Here is a 17,838-nt window from a genome sequence, read left to right as displayed (position 1 = left end):
ACGCCGATAATTGGCGAAACCATCGGTGAGAGCGCTCCTCTCCCCGTCCTATGCGGGGCGAAGAAAGAACGTCATCCCCGCCACACCCCTTCTTTCCTGAGATCATCCATCGTGCGCGAAATGCCCTCGCGCAAAATGCCGACCATGTCGTCGATCTGCTCGCGCGTGATGACCAGCGGCGGCGACATCACGCACATGTTGATCAGCGGCCGCACCAGCAGGCCGAGCTCGTGGCAATGCGCGTCGATGCGTTTGCCGACATTCTTGTCGAGCTGCAGCGGGTTCTTGCTTTCGCGGTCGGCGACACATTCGACGCAGCCCATCAATCCCAGCCCGCGCACCTCGCCGACCAACGGCAATTCTTCCAGCGTCTTCAGCTGCGCCTGGAAGTAGGGCGCGACCGCTTGCGTATGGGCAAGTACGCCCTGTTCCAGAAGGTCGAGATTCCTGAGCGCCACTGCGCAGCCGACCGGATGGGAGGTGTAGGTCAGGCCATGGCCGAACATCGCGTCGGGATGGTTCGACCGGCGCAGTTCCTCCAGCAGCCGTTCCGATATGATGACGCCGCCGAGCGGGAAATAGCCTGACGTCACACCCTTGGCGAAAGTGATCATGTCGGGATCGATGCCGAACACATCGCCGGAGGCGAAGACATGGCCCAGCCGTCCAAAGCCCGTCACCACCTCGTCGGAGACATAGAGGATGTCGTTGTCGCGGCAGATCTCGCGGATGCGCTTGAGATAGCCGTCCGGCGGCACGATAACGCCGCCGGAGGCCTGCACCGGCTCGCCGACGAAAGCGCCGATCCTGTCGGCGCCGACACGCGCGACGGTGTCGCGGAACTGGTCGACGAGGAAGTCGGTGAAATCAGCCATGCTCATGCCCTGCGGACGACGGAACGGATCGGGCGAGGACAGCTTGATCACCAGCTCGTCGGCGCCGTCCATCCAGTCGCGGTCACGCGGGCGGCCATTGAGCGAGGCCGACAGATAGGTCGAGCCGTGATAGGCGCCGCCGCGCGACAGGATCAGCTTCTTCTCCGGCCGGCCCCGCACATTGTTGTAGAACTGCATGAAGCGCAGCGCCGTCTCCACCGCCGAGGAGCCGCCTGTGGTGTAGAAGACGTGGCTGAGATCGCCGGGCGCATGACCGGCTATGCGACCGGCAAGCTCCGCCGAAGGCGCGTTCATCGTGTACCACGGCGTGTTGTAGGACAGTGCCATCGCCTGGTCGTACATCACCCTGGCGAGTTCCTCGCGCCGATGACCGACATTGACGCACCACATGCCGGCCGGCCCGTCGATCAACCGCTTGCCGGTGCCGTCGGTGATGTAGATGCCGTCGCCTTCGCCGATCAGCGCGCGCGCTTCCGCGCCGACCGAACCGGCATACGGCCAAGGCTGGACGAGATGGCGCCTGGCCAACTCGACGGCATCCGCGGCTCCGGCTCCGGCCATTTCGCTCGCCTTCAGGTCCCTCGCAGCCGCCATTGTCATCTCCACATAATTCGTCGAATTCAGGATTTCGAAATTTGGCCGGCAGTGCCGGAAATTTCCGGCATAATCCGCACTATTTTGAATGTCCGTTCAATCAATATCTCAGAAATAGCGCTTGATTTCAATCCGCGGATGCGGGCATGATGAAAGAAAGCCGGCAAGCTCGGGGCGCGATCAGCAAAACTGGTCACCGGTTTCGCGTTCGATCGCGCTCCAAAACAAAAATGGGAACAAACAGCCGGCGCCAGTCCAATGGGATAACGCATGGCGGGACGCTCCAGGCCAGCAACCGAGATCACAGCCGGAGCCCTGCCCCCCGGAGCCTGGCAATGACGGCGGCGGCGGAAGGGTCGCCCCCGTTGCGCATGACGCGGGCCAGACGAAATGCCCTTCTGCAATCCGAACCCGTGCAGGGCTTTGCCCTGATCAGCCCGACCTTTCTCTACGCGCTCATCCTCCTGGTCCTGCCGATCCTGGTGGTCATCGCCCACTCCTTCTGGACGCAGAACTATCTGACCATCGACCGCACCTTCACGCTGGAAAACTACCGCGTCGCCCTGACCGAGCCGATCTATCGCGATCTGTTGTGGCGCTCGCTGTATATCTCGCTGACGGTCAGCTTCTTCACCGTCGTCCTGGCTTATCCGATCGCCTATTTCATTTCCTTCCACGGCGGCCGCCACAAGAGCCTGTGGCTGTTCCTCATCACCATCCCGTTCTGGACCAGCTATCTCCTGCGCGTGATGTCGTGGAAGGTCATTCTCGGCTATAATGGCGTCTTGAACTCCGGGCTGATCGGCCTCGGCATCATCGACGAGCCGTCGACGGCGCTGCTCTACAATTCGAGCGCCGTCATCATCACGCTGACCCACGCCTGGGCGGCCTTTGCCATCCTGCCGATCTTCGTCTCGCTGGAGAAGATCGACCGGACCCTGGTGGAAGCGGCCACGGATCTCGGCGACGGTCCCTTTCGTTCGTTCCTTCGCGTGACTTTGCCGCTGTCGGCGCCAGGCATCATCTCGGCGGCGCTGATCGTGATGATCCCGACGGTCGGCGACTATGTCACCCCCAAGCTCGTCGGCGGCAAGGACGGCGTCATGATCGCCAACGCCATCCAGGCGCAGTTCGGCAAGGCCTCGAACTGGCCGCTGGGCGCCGCCCTTTCCGTCACCACCATGCTGGTCGTGACATTGATGGCCGGCGCCACGGTGCTGGTCATCCGTGCCGCCCAGAGGCTTGCGCGATGAGCGCGGCGCGACGTCTGCTGCCGGGCGGCTGGCTGTCGGCCTATGCCTTCCTCTATGTAGGTTTCCTTTATCTGCCTGTGATCTTCCTGCCGATCTTTTCGATCAACACGGCGGCTACGCCGAAATTCCCGCTGACCGGCTACACCCTCAAATGGTACGAGGACCTGCCCAACACGCCGGCGCTGCTCGACGCCACCTGGAACAGCCTGATCGTCGGCGTCTCGGCGTCCGTCCTTTCGACGGTTCTCGGCATCCTCGCTGCCCGCTCGATCACCCGCTACCGCTATCCCGGCCGGCGGGCCATCAACGGTCTGATCATGGCGCCGCTCGTGCTGCCGGAAGTCATCGTCGCCATCTCGATGCTGCTGGTGATGCTGCAGCTCGGCTTGAGCCTCTCTCTGTTTACCGTCGTGCTCGGCCATGTCCTGGTCTGCATCCCCTATTCGATGACGGTGCTGACCTCCGGCTTCGAGGGTTTCGATCGCAGCCTCGAGGAGGCCTCGGCCGACCTCGGCGAGAGCGCCTTCGGCACCTTCCGGCGGGTGACGCTGCCGATGGTGGCGCCGGCAATCATCTCCAGCCTGCTGGTCTGCTTCACCATTTCGCTGGACGAGTTCATCATCGCCTTCTTCCTGACCGGTACCGAGGCGACGCTGCCGATCTATATCTGGGGCCAGTTGCGCTTCGCGGCGAAACTGCCGGGCGTGCTCGCGCTCGGCACGCTGCTGCTGGTCGCCTCCTTCCTGCTGATGACCGTCGCCGAAATCCTGCGCCGCCGCGCCGCCAGACGCACCCAGAACGAGGGAGGGCTTTATGCCTGAGCAGGCCCCATCCGCACGAACCCTGTCCGAACGGACGATGATCGAGATCAACGGCGTCACCCGCAGCTACGGCGCCTTCAAGGCGCTCGACGATGCGTCCTTGACCATTCGCGAGGGCGAATTCTTCTCGCTGCTCGGCCCGTCCGGCTGCGGCAAGACCACGCTGTTGCGCATGATCGCCGGCTTCGACAACCCGACGAGCGGTTCGATTTCGGTCGGCGGCCAGCCGATGGAAGGCATTGCGCCCAATCGCCGACCGACCAACATGGTGTTCCAGAGCTATGCGATCTTCCCGCATCTCAATGTCGAGCAGAACGTCGCCTATGGCCTGAAGCGGCTGAAATTGCAGGGCGGCGAGGAGAAGCGCCGCGTCGAGGAGGCCTTGGCGCAGGTGTCGCTAACCGGTCTCGGCAAGCGGCTCGCCACCGAACTGTCCGGCGGCCAGCGGCAACGCGTCGCGCTCGCCCGCGCGCTGGTGATGCGGCCCAAGGTGCTGCTGCTCGACGAGCCGCTGTCGGCGCTCGACAAGAAGCTGCGCGAGCAGATGCAGGTCGAACTGCGCCGCCTGCAGCAGGCTGTCGGCATCACCTTTGTGCTGGTCACCCACGACCAGTATGAGGCGCTGGCCATGTCCGACCGCATCGCCGTGATGTTCGGCGGCAGGATCGCGCAGGTCGCCTCGCCCAAGGAGATCTACCAGCGGCCGGTCAACCGCCAGGTCGCCGACTTCCTCGGCGGCATGAATTTCGTCAAGGCCGAGATCGTCGAGGAGAACGGCGCCTCGCTGGTCGTCGACACGCTGGGCTTCGGCCGTGTGAAGACCGACAAGCCGAAGGCCTTCGTGCGCAATGGCGGCGGCGCCACGCTCGGCATCCGCCCGGAGCGCCTGCGCGTCCTGTGGGACAATGCGACGGCCAAGTTCGAGGTTGCCGGAAAGGTGGTCGAACGCCACTATTTTGGCGAGATCACCCATTTGATCGTCGAGATCCCCGGCCTGGAAAAGCCGCTGTCGGTAACCGAGACCAACGATTTCGGCGCCGACGATATTCCGGTCGGCACTTCGATCCGCCTTGCCTACGATCCCGAAGCCCTGGTGGCGATGGCGGATTGACGGTCCGCGATGATCTTTCGCGCCGCTATGCGACCGGCAACGATCGCCCCTTCGACATAGCCGGGGAATGACGGCGACAGCTCCGACGATGCGAAATGAACAGGCGGCGCGCCGGCCAGGAGCACGGGCTCGGCATCGATCGCCGCGACGTCGACGATGAGGTCGCTGTAGCCGCCGCCGCTCCAGCGGTCATGCGTCCAGTCGCGCTGGCTGAAACCCGCGATTTCGGCCGCGTCGGGGCCGAGGGCTTCCACCAGCCTCGCCGTCACTTCGGCGCGCAGCGCAGCCTTGCCCAGCTCACGCCAGCGCAATGCGAGCGGGCCGCCGATGAAGACGACCAGCGCCGCATGGCGCTCATCCTGGCTGACGTCGCAGGCGAACAGCCCCGGCGGGTCGCGCCACATCACCATGCCGCTCAAGCCGCGGCGCCGCCAGAAGGCAGCGGGGTAGCGCACCAGCACCTTGATCACGGCGCCGCTTTCCCAAACGCCGAGTGCCTTCGCCAGGGATTCGGGCAGGGCGGGTGCGAAGCCCAGTTTCGCCGCCATGACCGGCGGCACCGCGACAAGTGCCGCCCGCGCTTCAATGACACCCGCCGCCGAGACGATGCGAACGCCTTGCGGTCCATGCTCGATGCATGAAACGGCCGCGTTGAGCCACAGCCGGTCGCCGAGATCGCTGGCCAGGTCCTCGGCCACCGACTGCATCGTCTCGCGCAGGAAATACTGGAGCTCCGGCACCTCATTGGTGATGCGCCGATCGTTGTCGATCAGGTGCCAGAGCGGCAGTTTCTCCAGCCTCAGGCACCACAGGCCCTCGATCATCGAGCGGAAGGCTGCCTTGGCGGCATCGGCATCGTCCTGCCGGTCGAGCCAGGCGGCAACGGTCAGCCCGGCAATCGAGGGATCGTCCGGCGCGATCGCGTTCATCCGATCGCGGATCGCCATCGAACCAGAATAGGTTCGCTTCGCCTCGGCGGCGGAGATTGGCGGCTGGGCGATAAACGCGCCGTCGACATGGGTTTCGACAAGCGTCTTGCCGCGCGCTTCGACAAGCGCCATCAGCTCCGGCATGTCCTCGCATAGGAACTGGCCGCCACTGTCGATGCGCTCGCCTAAGCCGATCTCCACCGATTCGACGCGCCCGCCGACACGGTCGCGCGCCTCGAGCAGCACGAAATCGACGCCGGCCTTTTTCAGCTCGAGCGCGGCCGACAGCCCGGTGAAGCCGGCGCCGATGATGACGACATCGGCTCTTGTGGACTCGCTGTTCAATAGCCGGCCTTGATCTTCTCGAACTCGGCGACCATGCGCTGCTTGAGCTCAGGCGGCACCGGCTGTTGGAACAGCGTCTTGTCGAGGAATTTGTCGAGATCGTCGAAGCCGCGGTCGGCCAGCACCTGGTGATCGACTGCGGCCATGCCGGCACCGTTGCCATGGCCGTAGCCGAAGGTCTTGACCATATAGTCCGACACCCCGGGCGCGTTGACCGCGTTCAAGAAATCATAGGCCTGGTCGAGCTTGCCCGGCGCATCCTTCATCAGCACATAGCCGCACACCCAGGTCGAGATGCCTTCCTTGCTGTCGCGGTTCATGGCGATCGGCAGGCCTTGCCCCTTCAGCGTCACATAGGTCTCGTTCCAGCCCCAGACGAGATCGACCTCATTGCCCATGAAGGCCTGGTTGAGATCGGTGTCGTCGGTCCAGTAGAAACGGATGTTCTTGTGCACGTCGCGGAGGAAGGCGGACGCCTCCTGGAACTGGGCATCGGTCATCCTTGTCCAATCCTTGAGGCCGATGACGAGGCTCGCCAGCGCGTAGGCGTCGTCGACATTGTCGCCGATGGTGACGCGGCCCTTGAACTTCGGGTCGGCGAAGATCCTGAGCGACTGCGCCTGCTCCGGCGTCACCTTGTCGGTGCGGTAGAGAAGCGAGGTGTTGCCCCAGTCGAAAGGCATGAACCACGCTTTGCCGTCGTTGGTGGTGGCGAGATCCTTCATCGCCATGATGCCGGGATTGAGGTCTTTCCAGCCAGCTATCCTCGACGTGTCGAGCGGCTGCAGCAAGCCCGCCTCGCGCCACTTGACCACGCTTTGCGAACAGGGATGCGCGATGTCGGCCTTGAAGCCCGCACGCATCTTCTCGAAGGCCTCGTCCTCGTCCCCGAAGAAGGCGAAGGTCGGCTCGGCGCCGTATTTGGCGGCATAAGCGGGGTGCAGCAGCGGGTCCTCATAGCCGGACCAGTCGAACACGACGAGGTCGCCGCCACCTTCCGCCCAGGCATACACGGCGCCGGCGCCGATCATGCAGGCGGCGGCAAGGGCAAGACGGCGTAGCACTGGCTTCATGGTGCGAATTCCCCCGTCGCGAAAGGCTGCCGCGAGGTTAGGAGAATTCGCCTCTCTTGGCGAGCCCGTCCGCCCACCATCTCCGCAGGCGGGCGGGCGGCCGAACCGGCTCAATATCCGGCTTTGATCTTCTCGAATTCGGCGATCATCTTGAGCTTGAGCTGCGACGGCACCGGCGACTGGAACAGCGTCTTGTCGACGAATTTCTGCACATCGTCATAGCCTTTTTCCTTCAGCACGGCCTGATCGACGCCGGCCATGCCCTTGGCGTTGGCCTGGCCATAGCCCCAGTCCTTGACCAGCACCTTGGCGGTTTCGGGATCGTTGACGGCGTTCAGATAATCATATGCCTTGTCGACATTGCCGGGCGCGTCCTTGAACAGCACATAGCCGCAGACCCAGGTCGAAATGCCTTCGTTAGTGTCCTTCTTGGCCTTGATCGGCACGCCGGCGGCGACCGATTGCACGGTGGCGTCGTTCCATGCCCAGGCAAGATCGACCTCGCCGCCGCTCAAAAGCTGCACCACGTCCGTTGTGTCGGTCCAGTAGGAGCGCACGTTCTTATGCACCTGGCGCAGGAAATCCGACGCCTGCTTGAACTGGTCGTCGGTCATCTTGGTCCAGTCCTTGACGCCGATGGCGAGGCTCGCCAGCGCATAGGCGTCGTCGACATTGTCGCCGATCGAAACCCGGCCCTTGTACTTCGGATCGGCAAACGCCTTCAGCGACTGCACGTCCTTCTCGTCGATCTTGGAGGAATTGTAGGTGAGCTGCGTATTGCCCCAGTCCCAGGGCATGAACCAGGCCTTGCCGTCGGCGGTCGTGGCGAGATCCTTCATCGCCACGATTCCGGGATTGAGATCTTTCCAGCCTGTGATCTTCGATGTGTCGAGCGGCCGCAGCAGGCCGGCCTCGCGCCATTTCACCACGCTCTGCGAGCAGGGATGGCCGAGATCGGCCTTGAAACCCGAGCGCACTTTTTCGAACGCCTCGTCCTCGTCGCCAAAGAAGGCGAAGGTCGGCGAATCGCCGTTCTTCTCGACATATTTCGGATGGAAGCTCGGATCCTCATAGCCGGACCAGTCGAACACGACCAGGTCTTTGTCGGCGGCAACCGCCAGGGCTGCGGCCGAGGCCGCCAGCACGCCGGTCAATGCCAGGGTCAATGTCAGGCGTCGGGCCAATGTCAGCCGCTGGATTGATGTCTTCATTGCTGTTCCATCCTCTATTATTTTATCGCTTGCTTCATGCCTTGCGACGGGTGGCGGCTGCTCCCTGGTAATGTTTAGGGAATGCGGCCGACAGGAATTCGTTGGCTGCCTGCAAGGCGCTCTCGCGGGTAGTGTCTTCGGTGCCCATCATCAAGCGCAGCCACAGTCCCTCCAGCATCGCGCTGAGCGCCAGCGCCATGACCTGCGGCTCATAGGCATAGCCGCCGCTTTGCTTGAGCGTCGCGCAAAGCTCGATGAAGATGTTCTGGTAAACGGCATCGCGGGCGCTGCTCAGCGCCTGATAGGTCGGCCGCGACTTGGCCTCGCCCCAGAAGGCGCACCAAGCCGCCAGCTTGCGCTTGTTGCAGATCGAACGGTCGAAATCGGCCGCGACCAGGGTTCGCAGCTGATCGGCAGGGTCGTCACCAGCCTTCTCCAAGGCATTGCGCCAATGCGCCGAGTACTCGTCATACATATGCTGCAAGGTCGCGATCAGCAGTTTTTCCTTGCTCTCGAAATGGAAATTGACGATGCCGCGCGACAGGCCCGCGCCATCGGCGACGTCGGCCATCGTCGTCTCCGAATAGCCGCGCTTGGCCAGCGAATCGATCGTCGCCTCGATCAGCTGAAGCTGCCTGACCTCCTTGGAGGCCTTGCGCCCGCGTTTCTCGGGTTCGCTCGATGCCTCGGCGGACTGCTCTTGGCGTGCTGCAATTTTCATGGGTGCGGTCATGCTCCACATCGCCGGCTAGCCGACCATCTTCGGTTTTTGCCCGCGAAGATGAGTGGGACGGTGCTCGCCACTGTCAAGCACCTTCTGCATGGCCTCCCAGGTTCGTATGTTCTTGTCGACATAGGCGGCGCCCACCGCCGCCGCGACCGTCGGATAGAGCGGCCCCTTCAGCCTTTCCAGTTCGCCCCGCGCCACCTCGCGGTACCAGGGATTGCGGTCGCGAACCGCGACCTCGGCAAAGCCCGCCTGGCGCATCGCCTGTGCGTAGCGCGCCGGCGAGGCCATGGCGAAGGACAGCCCTTCGGCGGCGACATAGGCCTTCATCTCCGGTGATGGTTCGCCGTCATGCGAGATCATCCAGTTTGATGCCGCAAAGGCGCCGCCGGCCTTGAGCACGCGGAATATCTCCGCAAACAGCGCATCCTTGTCGGCGACATGCAGCAGCGCATCCTTGGAGAAGACGACGTCGAAGGACTGATCCTCGAAAGGCAACCGCCCAGGCGGCGCCTGGATAAAGCTGGCGCGGTCGGCAAGCCCGCGGGAGGCTGCCCGCCGCCTGGCCGTTTCGATCACCGGCCGCTCGACATCGAAGCCGGTGACGTGCGCGGCGCCATGCCGTTCGACCAGATGCAGCGTGATGCCTCCGGACCCGCAGCCGATGTCGAGCACGGTCTTGCCTGCGAGCGAAAGTCCCTCGAGCACGCGGTCGACTTCGTCGGGCCCGCCCGGCGACAGGTAGCCGTCGCCCCACAGCGCCTCGAGGAAGCGGATGGCGGCTCCGTCATACTCCGGCTCGGCCTCGGCCGTTTCGATCATCAACCCTCGATCCCCAATCGACGAATGTCCGTCTCGAACGCCTGCAAAGCCTAGCCCATGTCTGGGAAAACGCAACATCATTTGTTGAACATTCATTCAATACGGCTGGACACAACGACGACTACCGTGCCAAATTTCGCGCATTGAGGGGACGGATTACGCCAAGATGAACAGCGGATCGCATGGAAAGACTGGGCCAAAATGAAAGCTTGGGATGCGGTCGTCATCGGCGGCGGACACAACGGACTGGTCAACGCCTGCTATCTCCAGCGCGCCGGGCTCGACGTGCTGGTGGTGGAGAAGAATCCCTGGGTCGGCGGCGCCGCCACCAGCCGGGAATTGACGTCGGGCTTCCTCTATTCCAACTGTTCCTATGTCTGTTCGCTGTTTCGCCCTGAAATCATGCGCGACCTCGAACTGCCGCGCTTCGGCCTGCAGGTTATCTCCTATGAGGGCGGCGCGGTGTTCACCAGGGATGGCGATTATCTCGCCAATTACCGGGACCATGATGCACACCGGCGCGAATTTGCGCGCTTCTCGAAACGCGATGCCGAAGCCTACGACCGTTATGCGCGCGACGTGACGCGCCAGTGCCGTTTCATCCAGCCGCTGTTGATGCGCACCGCGCCCGACCCGACCAGTCTGCGGCCGCGGGATCTGGGCGAGCTCCTTTATCTGGGCAAGAAATTCGCGGGCCTGTCGGCGGAGGAAATGGCGCTGACGCTGCGCTTCTGGACCATGTCGATCTCGGACTTCCTCGATGAATATTTCGAGACCGATGTCATCAAGGCCAATTTCGCTTTGTCCGGCATCATCGGCACGGCGCTCGGGCCGATGTCGCCCGGCACGGCTTATGTGCTGCTGCACCACTATATGGGCGAGGTCGACGGCTCGGTCGGCGCCTGGGGCTATGCGCGCGGCGGCATGGGCGCGGTGACAAAAGCGCTGGCGGCATCCTTCAAGGCGTCTGGTGGAACCATTCGCACCGGCGCCGAGGTCGACCATGTTCTGGTGAGCCGCGGCAAGGCCAAGGGTGTGGTGCTGGCCGGCGGTGAGGAGATCCGTGGCAAGCTCGTCGTCTCCAACGCCGACGTGAAGCGAACCTTCCTGAAACTGGTCGAGGAAAAGGAACTGCCCGAGATTTTCCTGCGCCGGGTCAGGAACTTCAAGATCCGAGGCTCGTCCGGCAAGGTCAACATCGCGCTGGACTCGATGCCCGAATTCCCGGCTCTGCCGAAGGATTCGCCGGTTTATCGCGGCGATATGCATTTCACCGATTCGATGGAGCGCATGGAGCGCGCCTATGACGACTGGAAGGCCGGGCGCTGGTCGGCCGATCCTTTCCTCGACATGGTCATCCCGACGACGCTCGACCCGACGATGGCGCCGCCGGGAAAACACTTCATGAGCTGCTTCGTGCAATACGCGCCGCCCAAGGTGAACGGCCATGAATGGACCGACGCCGATCGCGACGGATTCGCCGAAAGCGTGATTGCGCAGATTGCCGACTACTCGCCCGGCTTTCGCGACCGCATCGTCCACATGGAGGTGCGCACGCCGCGCGAAATCGAGGCCGAGGTCGGGCTCACCGAAGGCAACATCTTCCAGGGCGAACTGACCTTCGACCAGCTTCTGTTCAACCGCCCGGTGCCGGGCTACGCGCAATACCGCTCACCGATCGGCGGGCTTTATATGTGCGGCTCCTCGACCCATCCCGGCGGCGGCGTCATGGGCGCGCCCGGCCGAAATGCCGCGGCCGAGATCCTGTGCGATCTCGCCAAATCGATCTCACATATGAGCCCGGCCCATGACGTCATATGATGCAATCGTCATTGGCGGCGGCCATAATGGCCTCGTCACTGCTGCCACGCTGGCGAAGGCCGGGCGCAAGGTGCTGCTGCTGGAAGCTGGGAACGATCTCGGCGGCGCCGCGCGCACGGAGGAATTCGCGCCGGGTTTTCACGTCTCGTCGATCGCCCATCTGCTGAACAGGCTGCACCCCGACGTGGTGAAGACGCTGGAGCTGGAGAAGCATGGCTTGCGGATCACCCCAGACGACTTCGCGCCGTCGGTTGCGCTGTCGATGGACGGCCCCTCGCTGGTCCTGCACGGCGCCTATGGCGAAATGCTGACCGGTGCAAGTTCGTCCGAGCAATCCGCGTGGAAGCAGTTGCGCGCGCAACTGCTGCGCTACGCCGGCATCCTGGAACCCTTCCTCTCGCGTCGTCCGCCCGATCTGGCCGGCATGTCGCTGCTGGAGACGGCGGCGCTCGGGCAGACCGCTCTGGCGCTGAAAAGGCTCGGCAAGGAAGACATGCGCAATTTCCTGCGCATGCTCTTGATGAACGTCGCCGACCTGCTCGACGAGCAGCTTGCCGACATCAGGCTGAAAGGGCTGCTGTCCTTCGACGCGACGCTCGGCAGCCATCTCGGTCCGCGCTCGCCCACCTCGCTGCTCGGCCTCTATTACCGGCTGGCCGGCGAGGCCGGCGGTGCGGCCGGCGCGCAGATAGTGCCGAAGGGCGGCATGGGCGCGGTGATCGCCGCCATCCGCACCTCGGCCGAAAAGGCCGGCGTGAACGTCCGCACATCGGCGCCTGTCGCAAGGATCATTGTCGAGAAAAACCGCGCCGTCGGTGTCGCATTGGACAATGGCGAGGTGCTGCGCGCCAGGACGATCGTCTCCGCGACAAATCCGGCGACGACTTTGCTCGACCTTGTCGGTCCACGCGAACTCGACACCGGCTTCGTGCGCAAGGTGAACAACATCCGCATGAAGGGTGATGTCGCCAAGCTTCACCTGGCGCTCGACAGGCCGCCGCAATTCACAGGTGTCGATGCCGCCGGCCACAGGGGGCGGCTGGTTATCGCCCCCTCGCCCGATCATGTCGAGCGCGCCTTCAATCCATCCAAATACGGCGCGTTCTCGCCCGAACCGGTGATGGAGATCACGCTGCCAAGCCTCGCCGATCCATCGCTCGCGCCCGACGGCGCCTGCGTGCTGTCGGCGGTGGTGCAATACGCGCCCTATGCTCTGAAAGAGGGATGGGGCGCCGGCAAGGCGAAATTCCTGGAGGCAATCATGGCTCAGCTCGAAGCCTACGCGCCAGGCATCGGCAAGACGGTGCGCCACACCGAGCTCTTGACGCCCGCCGACATCGAAACGCGCTACCGCATGCCGGGCGGCCACTGGCACCACGGCGAGTTGCAGGCCGACCAGATGCTGATCTCGCGCCCGGTCTCGGGCTGGTCCGGCTACGACACACCGCTCGACGGGCTGTTTCTCGCCGGTGCCGGTTCACATCCCGGCGGCGGCGTCTCCGGCGCACCTGGATTGAACGCCGCTCGACGTATCATTGCGATGAAGGGGTAAGGCGATGTTTCAGTTGGCGGCAGTCGCATTCTACGGCGAAGGATCGCCAGCATGAATCAGCAACCATCATCCGCCCGCATCGAAGCCCAATCCCACTTCCGCACGTTGCGTCTCGGCACGCCGTTCCAGCCGCGCATCGATGCTCTGGCCAAGACCCAGGATTGGTACAACTGGGCGGGCTACCGCGCCCCCCATTCGCTGTGGGACGAGGAGCTCGAATATTTCGCCATTCGCAGCCAGTCGGCGCTCTTCGACATCTCGCCGATGACCAAGTACCGCGTCGAGGGACCGGACGCCCAGGCCTTCCTCGACCGCGTCACGCTGCGCGACGTGACCAGGCTGAAGCCGGGCCGCGTCCATTATACCGCATGGTGCGACGACGAGGGCTTCGTCCTCGATGACGGCACGCTGTTCCGGCTCTCGCCAACGCGGTTCCGGCTGTGCTCGCAGGAGCGGCATTTGCCTTGGCTGCTCGACAGCGCCATCGGGTTCGATGTGACGGTGGAGGAAGAGACCGAAGCCGTCGCGGGCCTGGCACTGCAAGGTCCGACCTCTTTCGCCGTGCTGCGTGATGCCGGTTTTGCCGATGTCGAAAAGCTGAAGGCATTCGACCTCGCCGAATTCCCGCATGATGGCGAAACCGTCACCATCTCGCGCACCGGCTTCACCGGCGACCTCGGCTATGAATTGTTTATGCCGGTCGACAAGGCGCTGAGCCTGTGGGACCGGCTGATGGCGGCCGGCGAACTGCGCGGCATCCGCGCCATCGGCTACACCGCGCTCAACCGCGCCCGGCTCGAAGCCGGGCTGATCGTCGCCAATGCCGACTTCACGACAGCCGAACACGCCATCCGCGCCGACCGCTTGCGCATGCCCGACGAGATCGGGCTCGGCTTCATGATTGATCTGGAAAAGGCCCATTTCAACGGCCGTCGCGCCATCTTCGAGGCGCGCGCCAAGCGCAAGCTGCGGCATGTGCTGGTCGGGCTGGAGATCGAAGGCAACATCCCGGCCGAACACGCCATCGTCTATCACAGAAAGAGCCAGGAGGTCGGGCTGGTCAGCGCCGCCATGTGGTCGCCGATGGCCAAGCGCAACATCGCCATCGCTTCGCTGGTGCGACCATATGGTGATACTGTCGTCGACGACCTCTGGGTCGAGATCTACGCAATGCGCGAGCTGCAATACCAAAAGCTGATGAAGCGGGCCAAGGTGGTGGCGCGGCCGTTCATCAAGCTCGATCGTCGCACCGCCAATCCGCCGGCGGATTTCTGACCATGGACGAGGAAGCCGACAAGCAGCAAGAAGAGGCGGCCGAACAGTGGGAACTGGTCAACACGCCGCTCGGCGAAAAATGGTCGGGCCGCACACGCTATGCCGCCGCCATGTTCTTCTACAAGCGCGGCGAGATGAGCGCCGAGACGCTTGAGGTCTACCGCATCTGCGCGCGGCTCGATTCGGAAAACCCGCTGCCGATCATCCGCGACCGCGGCGTCGGCAAGGACTGGCTGAAGCGCATGGGGTTCGGCTGACCTGCCTATCCTATGGTTCTTTCCAGCATGGCCAGCCAGTTTCGGTAGGCGATCTTTTCGATCAGCGCGCGGCCGAAGCCGCGTGCGGCGAGCGCATCGATGAGCTTCGGCAGGCCGGCGGCGTCGCCAATGACGGCCGGGATCATGGCTCCGTCGAAATCGGAGCCGAGGCCAACCCCATCCTCACCCAGCGCCTGCAGCAGGGAATCGATGTGGCGCACCATGATGTCGAGGCCGGTATCGGCATTCATCTTTCCGTCCTCGCGCAGGAAGCCGGTGGCGAAGTTCAGCCCGACCATGCCGCCGGTTTCGCGAATCGCGCCGAGCTGCCAGTCGGTGAGGTTGCGTGAGTGGCCGCAGATCGCATGCACGTTGGAATGGGTCGCGACCAGCGGCGCATCGCTGAGCGCGGCGACGTCACGAAACCCCTTCTCGTTGAGATGCGACAGGTCGATCATGATCCTGAGTTGGTTGCAGGCCTTGACCAGCGCCTTGCCGGCATCGGTCAAGCCGGGACCGGTATCGGGCGAGGACGGAAAGCGGAACGGCACGCCATGGCCGAAAGCGTTCGGGCGGCTCCAGACGATGCCGAGCGAGCGCAAGCCGGCGGCATGCAGCACGTCGAGCATGGTGAGTTCGGGATCGATCGCCTCGACCCCTTCGATATGGAATACCGCAGCGATCGAGTCGCGCACCATGGCGCCGCGCACATCTGCGGCATTGCGGCAGACGCTCAGCGCTCCGGCCCGTTCCAGCCTGAACAGGATCGAGGCCATCGCGATCGTCGAGGCCAGCGCATCGCTGTGCGGGAGTTCGGGCGGCAAAGGCTCGGCATCGCTGGGCGTCGACGGGACAGCGCCGCGCCGGCCTCTCTCGACAGGCGGCGGGAAGATCGCGAACATGCCGCCGGCGAACCCGCCGGCCCGTGCGCGCGGCAGGTCGATATGGCCGCCCGATTTCCCTTCCATGAACAGCTTTTCGACGTCCGGGTCTTTCGACTGATAGAGTCTGAGCAGCGTGTCGTTATGGCCGTCGAAGACGGGAACGAGATCGGTTTCGGTCATGAAGGGATCATTCGGTTCGATGTGTCGCACGCCGCCCGCGATATATCATATCTACTTAGGCAAGATGGGCCGAGCGTGCAAATGCCAAAGCCGTGCTGGCCTATCACACTGTTTTACTCCCGTGGGTCCCGACTGGTAAAGCGCCGGCTGATCCTACCCCTTCAGCACGTCGGCCCACTCCGGATGACGGCGGAACTGGGCGTTGGCGAAGGGACAGAGCGGGATGATCTTCTTGCCCGCCGCGCGCGCGTCCTCGACGGCGCGGGTGACGAGCCGAAGCCCGGCACCCTGGCCGCGAAACGCGTCGGGCACTTCGGTGTGGTCGATGATGATCTGGTGCTCGCCGATCTTGGTGAAGGTCATCTCCGCCTCGGCCCCGCCCGGACCGCGCAGCACGTAGCGGCCCTTGGAGCCACGATCTTCGAGTTCGATCTCCGGCAGTTGGTCAGGCATCACTTACTCCTTGGGCCACGCCGGCAAAGAGCCGCCGCGCCGCCTCGATTTCGTTCGGCCGCACTTCGTGCCCGCCTTCATGCCACTCCACTGTGACATCGGCGCCATCGGCGCGCAAATAGGCTTCGAGCCGCGAAGTCAGGTTCGGCGGACAGATCGGATCCCGCCTGCCGGCGGTCACCAGAATGCGGCGCCCGGCAAGACTCCCGTTCACCTCCGGTTCGAACGGGATCAGCGGGTGCATCAGCACCGCCGCGTCGAACAGGTCAGGGGCTTCGAACAGCAGCGACGCCAGGATGTTGGCGCCGTTGGAATAGCCGAGAGCGTAGACCGCCGACGGTTTTGCCGCTGCTATCTGCGCCTTGACGAAGCCCGCCATCTTCCGAGTCGCGCGCGCCAGGTCCTGCATGTCATAGACGCCCTCGCCGGTGCGACGGAAAAAGCGCGCAGCGCCTTGTTCAGACACATCGCCGCGTGGCGAGATGATGGTTGCCTGGGGCGCGAGATCGCGCCCCAGCGAGACGAGCTGGCCCTCGTCGCCTCCGGTGCCATGGAAGACGAAGAGCAGCGGACCGCCCGGCGAACCGGGCAGCACCTTGTGGATGTAGCTGTCTGTGCTCATGACCCCGCCCCTCAGTCTTCCAGCTTCTGCAGATGCTGTTCGAGATAGGGCCGCAGGTGTTGATGCTGCGCCGGCAGCTTCAAAGCTTCACCGAGATGGGCGGTGTCCTCGTCGCGGTCGAAGCCCGGCTCGTTGGTGGCGACTTCGAACAGAACGCCGCCCGGCGTGCGGAAATAGATCGCCCAGAAGTAATCGCGGTCGATCACTGGCGTCACCTGGTAGCCGGTATCCATCAGCGCCTTGCGCACTTCGAGCTGCCTGGCGCGATCCTCGACGGCGAAAGCGACGTGATGGACCGAGCCCGCGCCGAGATCGGCAAAGGCGGCACCGGGTAGCGATTCGATGTCGACGACGTCGGCGCCATTGCCGTTCCTGATCGCCAGCCGCCTGACATTGCCGGATTTGTCGAGCTCCTCATAGCCCATGAACTTCAAGAGTTCCTCGGTGGCGCCGCCATCCTTCAGGCGCAGCGACACGGAGTGAAAGCCCCGGATCGCCTCGTCGGCGGGAATGCCGCCCTTCGCCCATGGCGCGCGCGTGTCGGCCCTGTCCTCGACGAGCGCGAAACCGTCGCCGTCCGGTCCGGCGAAGGCCAGACGCTTCTCGCCAAAGGTCTCTTCGCGCGAAAGGCCGGCGATACCTTCCTCGGCGAAGCGCCTTTCCCAATAGGCGAGCGTGCCTTCCGGCACCGAATAGGCGGTGGTGCCGACTTCGCCGACGCCGTGACGGCCCTTGCCGATATTGGGAAACGGAAAATAGGTCATCACCGAACCCGGCGTGCCGAGCTCGTCGGCATAGTAGAGATGGTAGACGTCGGGCGCGTCGAAATTGACCGTTTTCTTGACCCGGCGCAGGCCGAGCTTCCCAGTGAAGAACTCATTGTTCTGGCGGGCATCGCTGGCCATCGAGGTGACGTGATGCAAACCCTTGATCTGGTCGAGCATGAGTGCTGCTCCCTTGTTCTATTGCGGCCCCTGCCGCTGTCCCCGCCAATATGAGCATCGGCCTGTCC

At 63.9% G+C, this 17,838-nt stretch carries 18 protein-coding genes; 7 read left to right on the top strand and 11 right to left on the bottom strand.

What is annotated here, in order from left to right; genetic code table 11:
• Window positions 1–71 precede the first annotated feature (71 nt).
• Window positions 72–1,490 (bottom strand): aminotransferase, encoded by a 1,419-nt coding sequence (locus tag FJ428_RS28855; RefSeq protein WP_140880658.1) that lies wholly within the window; start codon window positions 1,488–1,490, stop codon window positions 72–74.
• Between the two features lie 26 nt (window positions 1,491–1,516).
• Entirely contained in the window at window positions 1,517–1,762 is a 246-nt protein-coding gene (locus FJ428_RS28850) for a hypothetical protein (protein ID WP_140500613.1), read from the bottom strand.
• A gap of 63 nt (window positions 1,763–1,825) precedes the next feature.
• Between FJ428_RS28850 and FJ428_RS28845 the strand changes: the two genes are divergently transcribed.
• Genes FJ428_RS28845 through FJ428_RS28835 form a run of 3 tightly spaced genes read left to right on the top strand, consistent with a single transcriptional unit; the run spans window position 1,826 to window position 4,675 of the window.
• Complete coding sequence (locus tag FJ428_RS28845) at window positions 1,826–2,743, top strand: ABC transporter permease (protein ID WP_140500612.1); 918 nt, start codon at window positions 1,826–1,828, stop codon at window positions 2,741–2,743.
• Entirely contained in the window at window positions 2,740–3,564 is an 825-nt protein-coding gene (locus tag FJ428_RS28840; protein ID WP_140525484.1) for an ABC transporter permease, read from the top strand. The genes FJ428_RS28845 and FJ428_RS28840 overlap by 4 nt, the downstream gene beginning before the upstream one ends.
• 37 nt (window positions 3,565–3,601) lie before the next feature.
• Window positions 3,602–4,675 (top strand): ABC transporter ATP-binding protein, encoded by a 1,074-nt coding sequence (locus FJ428_RS28835; RefSeq protein WP_140880674.1) that lies wholly within the window; start codon window positions 3,602–3,604, stop codon window positions 4,673–4,675.
• Here the strand turns inward: FJ428_RS28835 and FJ428_RS28830 are convergent.
• The 5 genes from FJ428_RS28830 to FJ428_RS28810 form a co-directional block, all read right to left on the bottom strand.
• A complete protein-coding gene (locus tag FJ428_RS28830; RefSeq protein WP_140880656.1) occupies window positions 4,639–5,949 on the bottom strand; it encodes a flavin monoamine oxidase family protein in 1,311 nt (436 codons plus the stop codon). The genes FJ428_RS28835 and FJ428_RS28830 overlap by 37 nt on opposite strands.
• Complete coding sequence (locus FJ428_RS28825) at window positions 5,946–7,022, bottom strand: extracellular solute-binding protein (RefSeq protein ID WP_140880655.1); 1,077 nt, start codon at window positions 7,020–7,022, stop codon at window positions 5,946–5,948. Before FJ428_RS28825 ends, FJ428_RS28830 begins: the two co-directional genes overlap by 4 nt.
• Before the next feature lie 110 nt (window positions 7,023–7,132).
• Window positions 7,133–8,233 carry an ABC transporter substrate-binding protein gene (locus FJ428_RS28820; protein ID WP_140880654.1) on the bottom strand — a complete coding sequence of 367 codons (1,101 nt, stop codon included), beginning with the start codon at window positions 8,231–8,233 and terminating at the stop codon, window positions 7,133–7,135.
• Between the two features lie 34 nt (window positions 8,234–8,267).
• Window positions 8,268–8,954, bottom strand: coding sequence for a transcriptional regulator BetI (gene betI / locus FJ428_RS28815; protein ID WP_140880653.1), 687 nt, complete (start codon window positions 8,952–8,954; stop codon window positions 8,268–8,270).
• A gap of 27 nt (window positions 8,955–8,981) precedes the next feature.
• Window positions 8,982–9,782 (bottom strand): class I SAM-dependent methyltransferase, encoded by an 801-nt coding sequence (locus tag FJ428_RS28810; protein ID WP_140880652.1) that lies wholly within the window; start codon window positions 9,780–9,782, stop codon window positions 8,982–8,984.
• A 201-nt stretch (window positions 9,783–9,983) separates the two neighbouring features.
• Between FJ428_RS28810 and FJ428_RS28805 the strand changes: the two genes are divergently transcribed.
• Genes FJ428_RS28805 through FJ428_RS28790 form a run of 4 tightly spaced genes read left to right on the top strand, consistent with a single transcriptional unit; the run spans window position 9,984 to window position 14,687 of the window.
• The gene (locus FJ428_RS28805) at window positions 9,984–11,603 is read left to right on the top strand and encodes an NAD(P)/FAD-dependent oxidoreductase (RefSeq protein ID WP_140880651.1); all 1,620 of its coding nucleotides are present in this window, start codon (window positions 9,984–9,986) and stop codon (window positions 11,601–11,603) included.
• On the top strand, window positions 11,590–13,155 hold the full coding sequence (locus FJ428_RS28800) for an NAD(P)/FAD-dependent oxidoreductase (protein ID WP_140880650.1): 1,566 nt from the start codon (window positions 11,590–11,592) through the stop codon (window positions 13,153–13,155). Before FJ428_RS28805 ends, FJ428_RS28800 begins: the two co-directional genes overlap by 14 nt.
• 51 nt (window positions 13,156–13,206) lie before the next feature.
• Window positions 13,207–14,430 (top strand): aminomethyltransferase family protein, encoded by a 1,224-nt coding sequence (locus tag FJ428_RS28795; protein ID WP_140880649.1) that lies wholly within the window; start codon window positions 13,207–13,209, stop codon window positions 14,428–14,430.
• A 2-nt stretch (window positions 14,431–14,432) separates the two neighbouring features.
• Window positions 14,433–14,687: a hypothetical protein gene (locus FJ428_RS28790; RefSeq protein ID WP_140500602.1), complete on the top strand. Its 255-nt coding sequence runs from the start codon at window positions 14,433–14,435 to the stop codon at window positions 14,685–14,687.
• Between the two features lie 5 nt (window positions 14,688–14,692).
• Here the strand turns inward: FJ428_RS28790 and FJ428_RS28785 are convergent, their stop codons facing one another.
• The 4 genes from FJ428_RS28785 to FJ428_RS28770 all read right to left on the bottom strand — a co-directional run bounded on the left by FJ428_RS28785 (window position 14,693) and on the right by FJ428_RS28770 (window position 17,770).
• The gene (locus FJ428_RS28785) at window positions 14,693–15,751 is read right to left on the bottom strand and encodes a dipeptidase (RefSeq protein ID WP_140500601.1); all 1,059 of its coding nucleotides are present in this window, start codon (window positions 15,749–15,751) and stop codon (window positions 14,693–14,695) included.
• A gap of 153 nt (window positions 15,752–15,904) precedes the next feature.
• Window positions 15,905–16,204 carry a GNAT family N-acetyltransferase gene (locus tag FJ428_RS28780; RefSeq protein ID WP_140567475.1) on the bottom strand — a complete coding sequence of 100 codons (300 nt, stop codon included), beginning with the start codon at window positions 16,202–16,204 and terminating at the stop codon, window positions 15,905–15,907.
• Entirely contained in the window at window positions 16,197–16,826 is a 630-nt protein-coding gene (locus tag FJ428_RS28775; RefSeq protein WP_140666455.1) for an alpha/beta hydrolase, read from the bottom strand. Before FJ428_RS28775 ends, FJ428_RS28780 begins: the two co-directional genes overlap by 8 nt.
• A gap of 11 nt (window positions 16,827–16,837) precedes the next feature.
• Window positions 16,838–17,770: a VOC family protein gene (locus FJ428_RS28770; RefSeq protein WP_140558435.1), complete on the bottom strand. Its 933-nt coding sequence runs from the start codon at window positions 17,768–17,770 to the stop codon at window positions 16,838–16,840.
• Window positions 17,771–17,838 lie beyond the last annotated feature (68 nt).

It is taken from the genome of Mesorhizobium sp. B2-8-1 (genome assembly GCF_006440955.1).
Classification (GTDB): Bacteria; Pseudomonadota; Alphaproteobacteria; order Rhizobiales; family Rhizobiaceae; genus Mesorhizobium.
Note: the sequence above shows the minus strand (reverse complement) of the source record. Positions and strands in the feature narration are given on the sequence as shown.

What these genes read in the sequence shown, in the direction of transcription:
- FJ428_RS28855 (WP_140880658.1), bottom strand. Translation starts at nt 1,490, where the DNA reads ATGGCGGCTGCGAGGGACCTGAAGGCGAGCGAAATGGCCGGAGCCGGA.
- FJ428_RS28850 (WP_140500613.1), bottom strand. Translation starts at nt 1,762, where the DNA reads ATGCGTTATCCCATTGGACTGGCGCCGGCTGTTTGTTCCCATTTTTGT.
- FJ428_RS28845 (WP_140500612.1), top strand. Translation starts at nt 1,826, where the DNA reads ATGACGGCGGCGGCGGAAGGGTCGCCCCCGTTGCGCATGACGCGGGCC.
- FJ428_RS28840 (WP_140525484.1), top strand. Translation starts at nt 2,740, where the DNA reads ATGAGCGCGGCGCGACGTCTGCTGCCGGGCGGCTGGCTGTCGGCCTAT.
- FJ428_RS28835 (WP_140880674.1), top strand. Translation starts at nt 3,602, where the DNA reads ATGATCGAGATCAACGGCGTCACCCGCAGCTACGGCGCCTTCAAGGCG.
- FJ428_RS28825 (WP_140880655.1), bottom strand. Translation starts at nt 7,022, where the DNA reads ATGAAGCCAGTGCTACGCCGTCTTGCCCTTGCCGCCGCCTGCATGATC.
- FJ428_RS28820 (WP_140880654.1), bottom strand. Translation starts at nt 8,233, where the DNA reads ATGAAGACATCAATCCAGCGGCTGACATTGGCCCGACGCCTGACATTG.
- betI (WP_140880653.1), bottom strand. Translation starts at nt 8,954, where the DNA reads ATGAAAATTGCAGCACGCCAAGAGCAGTCCGCCGAGGCATCGAGCGAA.
- FJ428_RS28810 (WP_140880652.1), bottom strand. Translation starts at nt 9,782, where the DNA reads ATGATCGAAACGGCCGAGGCCGAGCCGGAGTATGACGGAGCCGCCATC.
- FJ428_RS28805 (WP_140880651.1), top strand. Translation starts at nt 9,984, where the DNA reads ATGAAAGCTTGGGATGCGGTCGTCATCGGCGGCGGACACAACGGACTG.
- FJ428_RS28800 (WP_140880650.1), top strand. Translation starts at nt 11,590, where the DNA reads ATGACGTCATATGATGCAATCGTCATTGGCGGCGGCCATAATGGCCTC.
- FJ428_RS28795 (WP_140880649.1), top strand. Translation starts at nt 13,207, where the DNA reads ATGAATCAGCAACCATCATCCGCCCGCATCGAAGCCCAATCCCACTTC.
- FJ428_RS28790 (WP_140500602.1), top strand. Translation starts at nt 14,433, where the DNA reads ATGGACGAGGAAGCCGACAAGCAGCAAGAAGAGGCGGCCGAACAGTGG.
- FJ428_RS28785 (WP_140500601.1), bottom strand. Translation starts at nt 15,751, where the DNA reads ATGACCGAAACCGATCTCGTTCCCGTCTTCGACGGCCATAACGACACG.
- FJ428_RS28780 (WP_140567475.1), bottom strand. Translation starts at nt 16,204, where the DNA reads ATGCCTGACCAACTGCCGGAGATCGAACTCGAAGATCGTGGCTCCAAG.
- FJ428_RS28775 (WP_140666455.1), bottom strand. Translation starts at nt 16,826, where the DNA reads ATGAGCACAGACAGCTACATCCACAAGGTGCTGCCCGGTTCGCCGGGC.
- FJ428_RS28770 (WP_140558435.1), bottom strand. Translation starts at nt 17,770, where the DNA reads ATGCTCGACCAGATCAAGGGTTTGCATCACGTCACCTCGATGGCCAGC.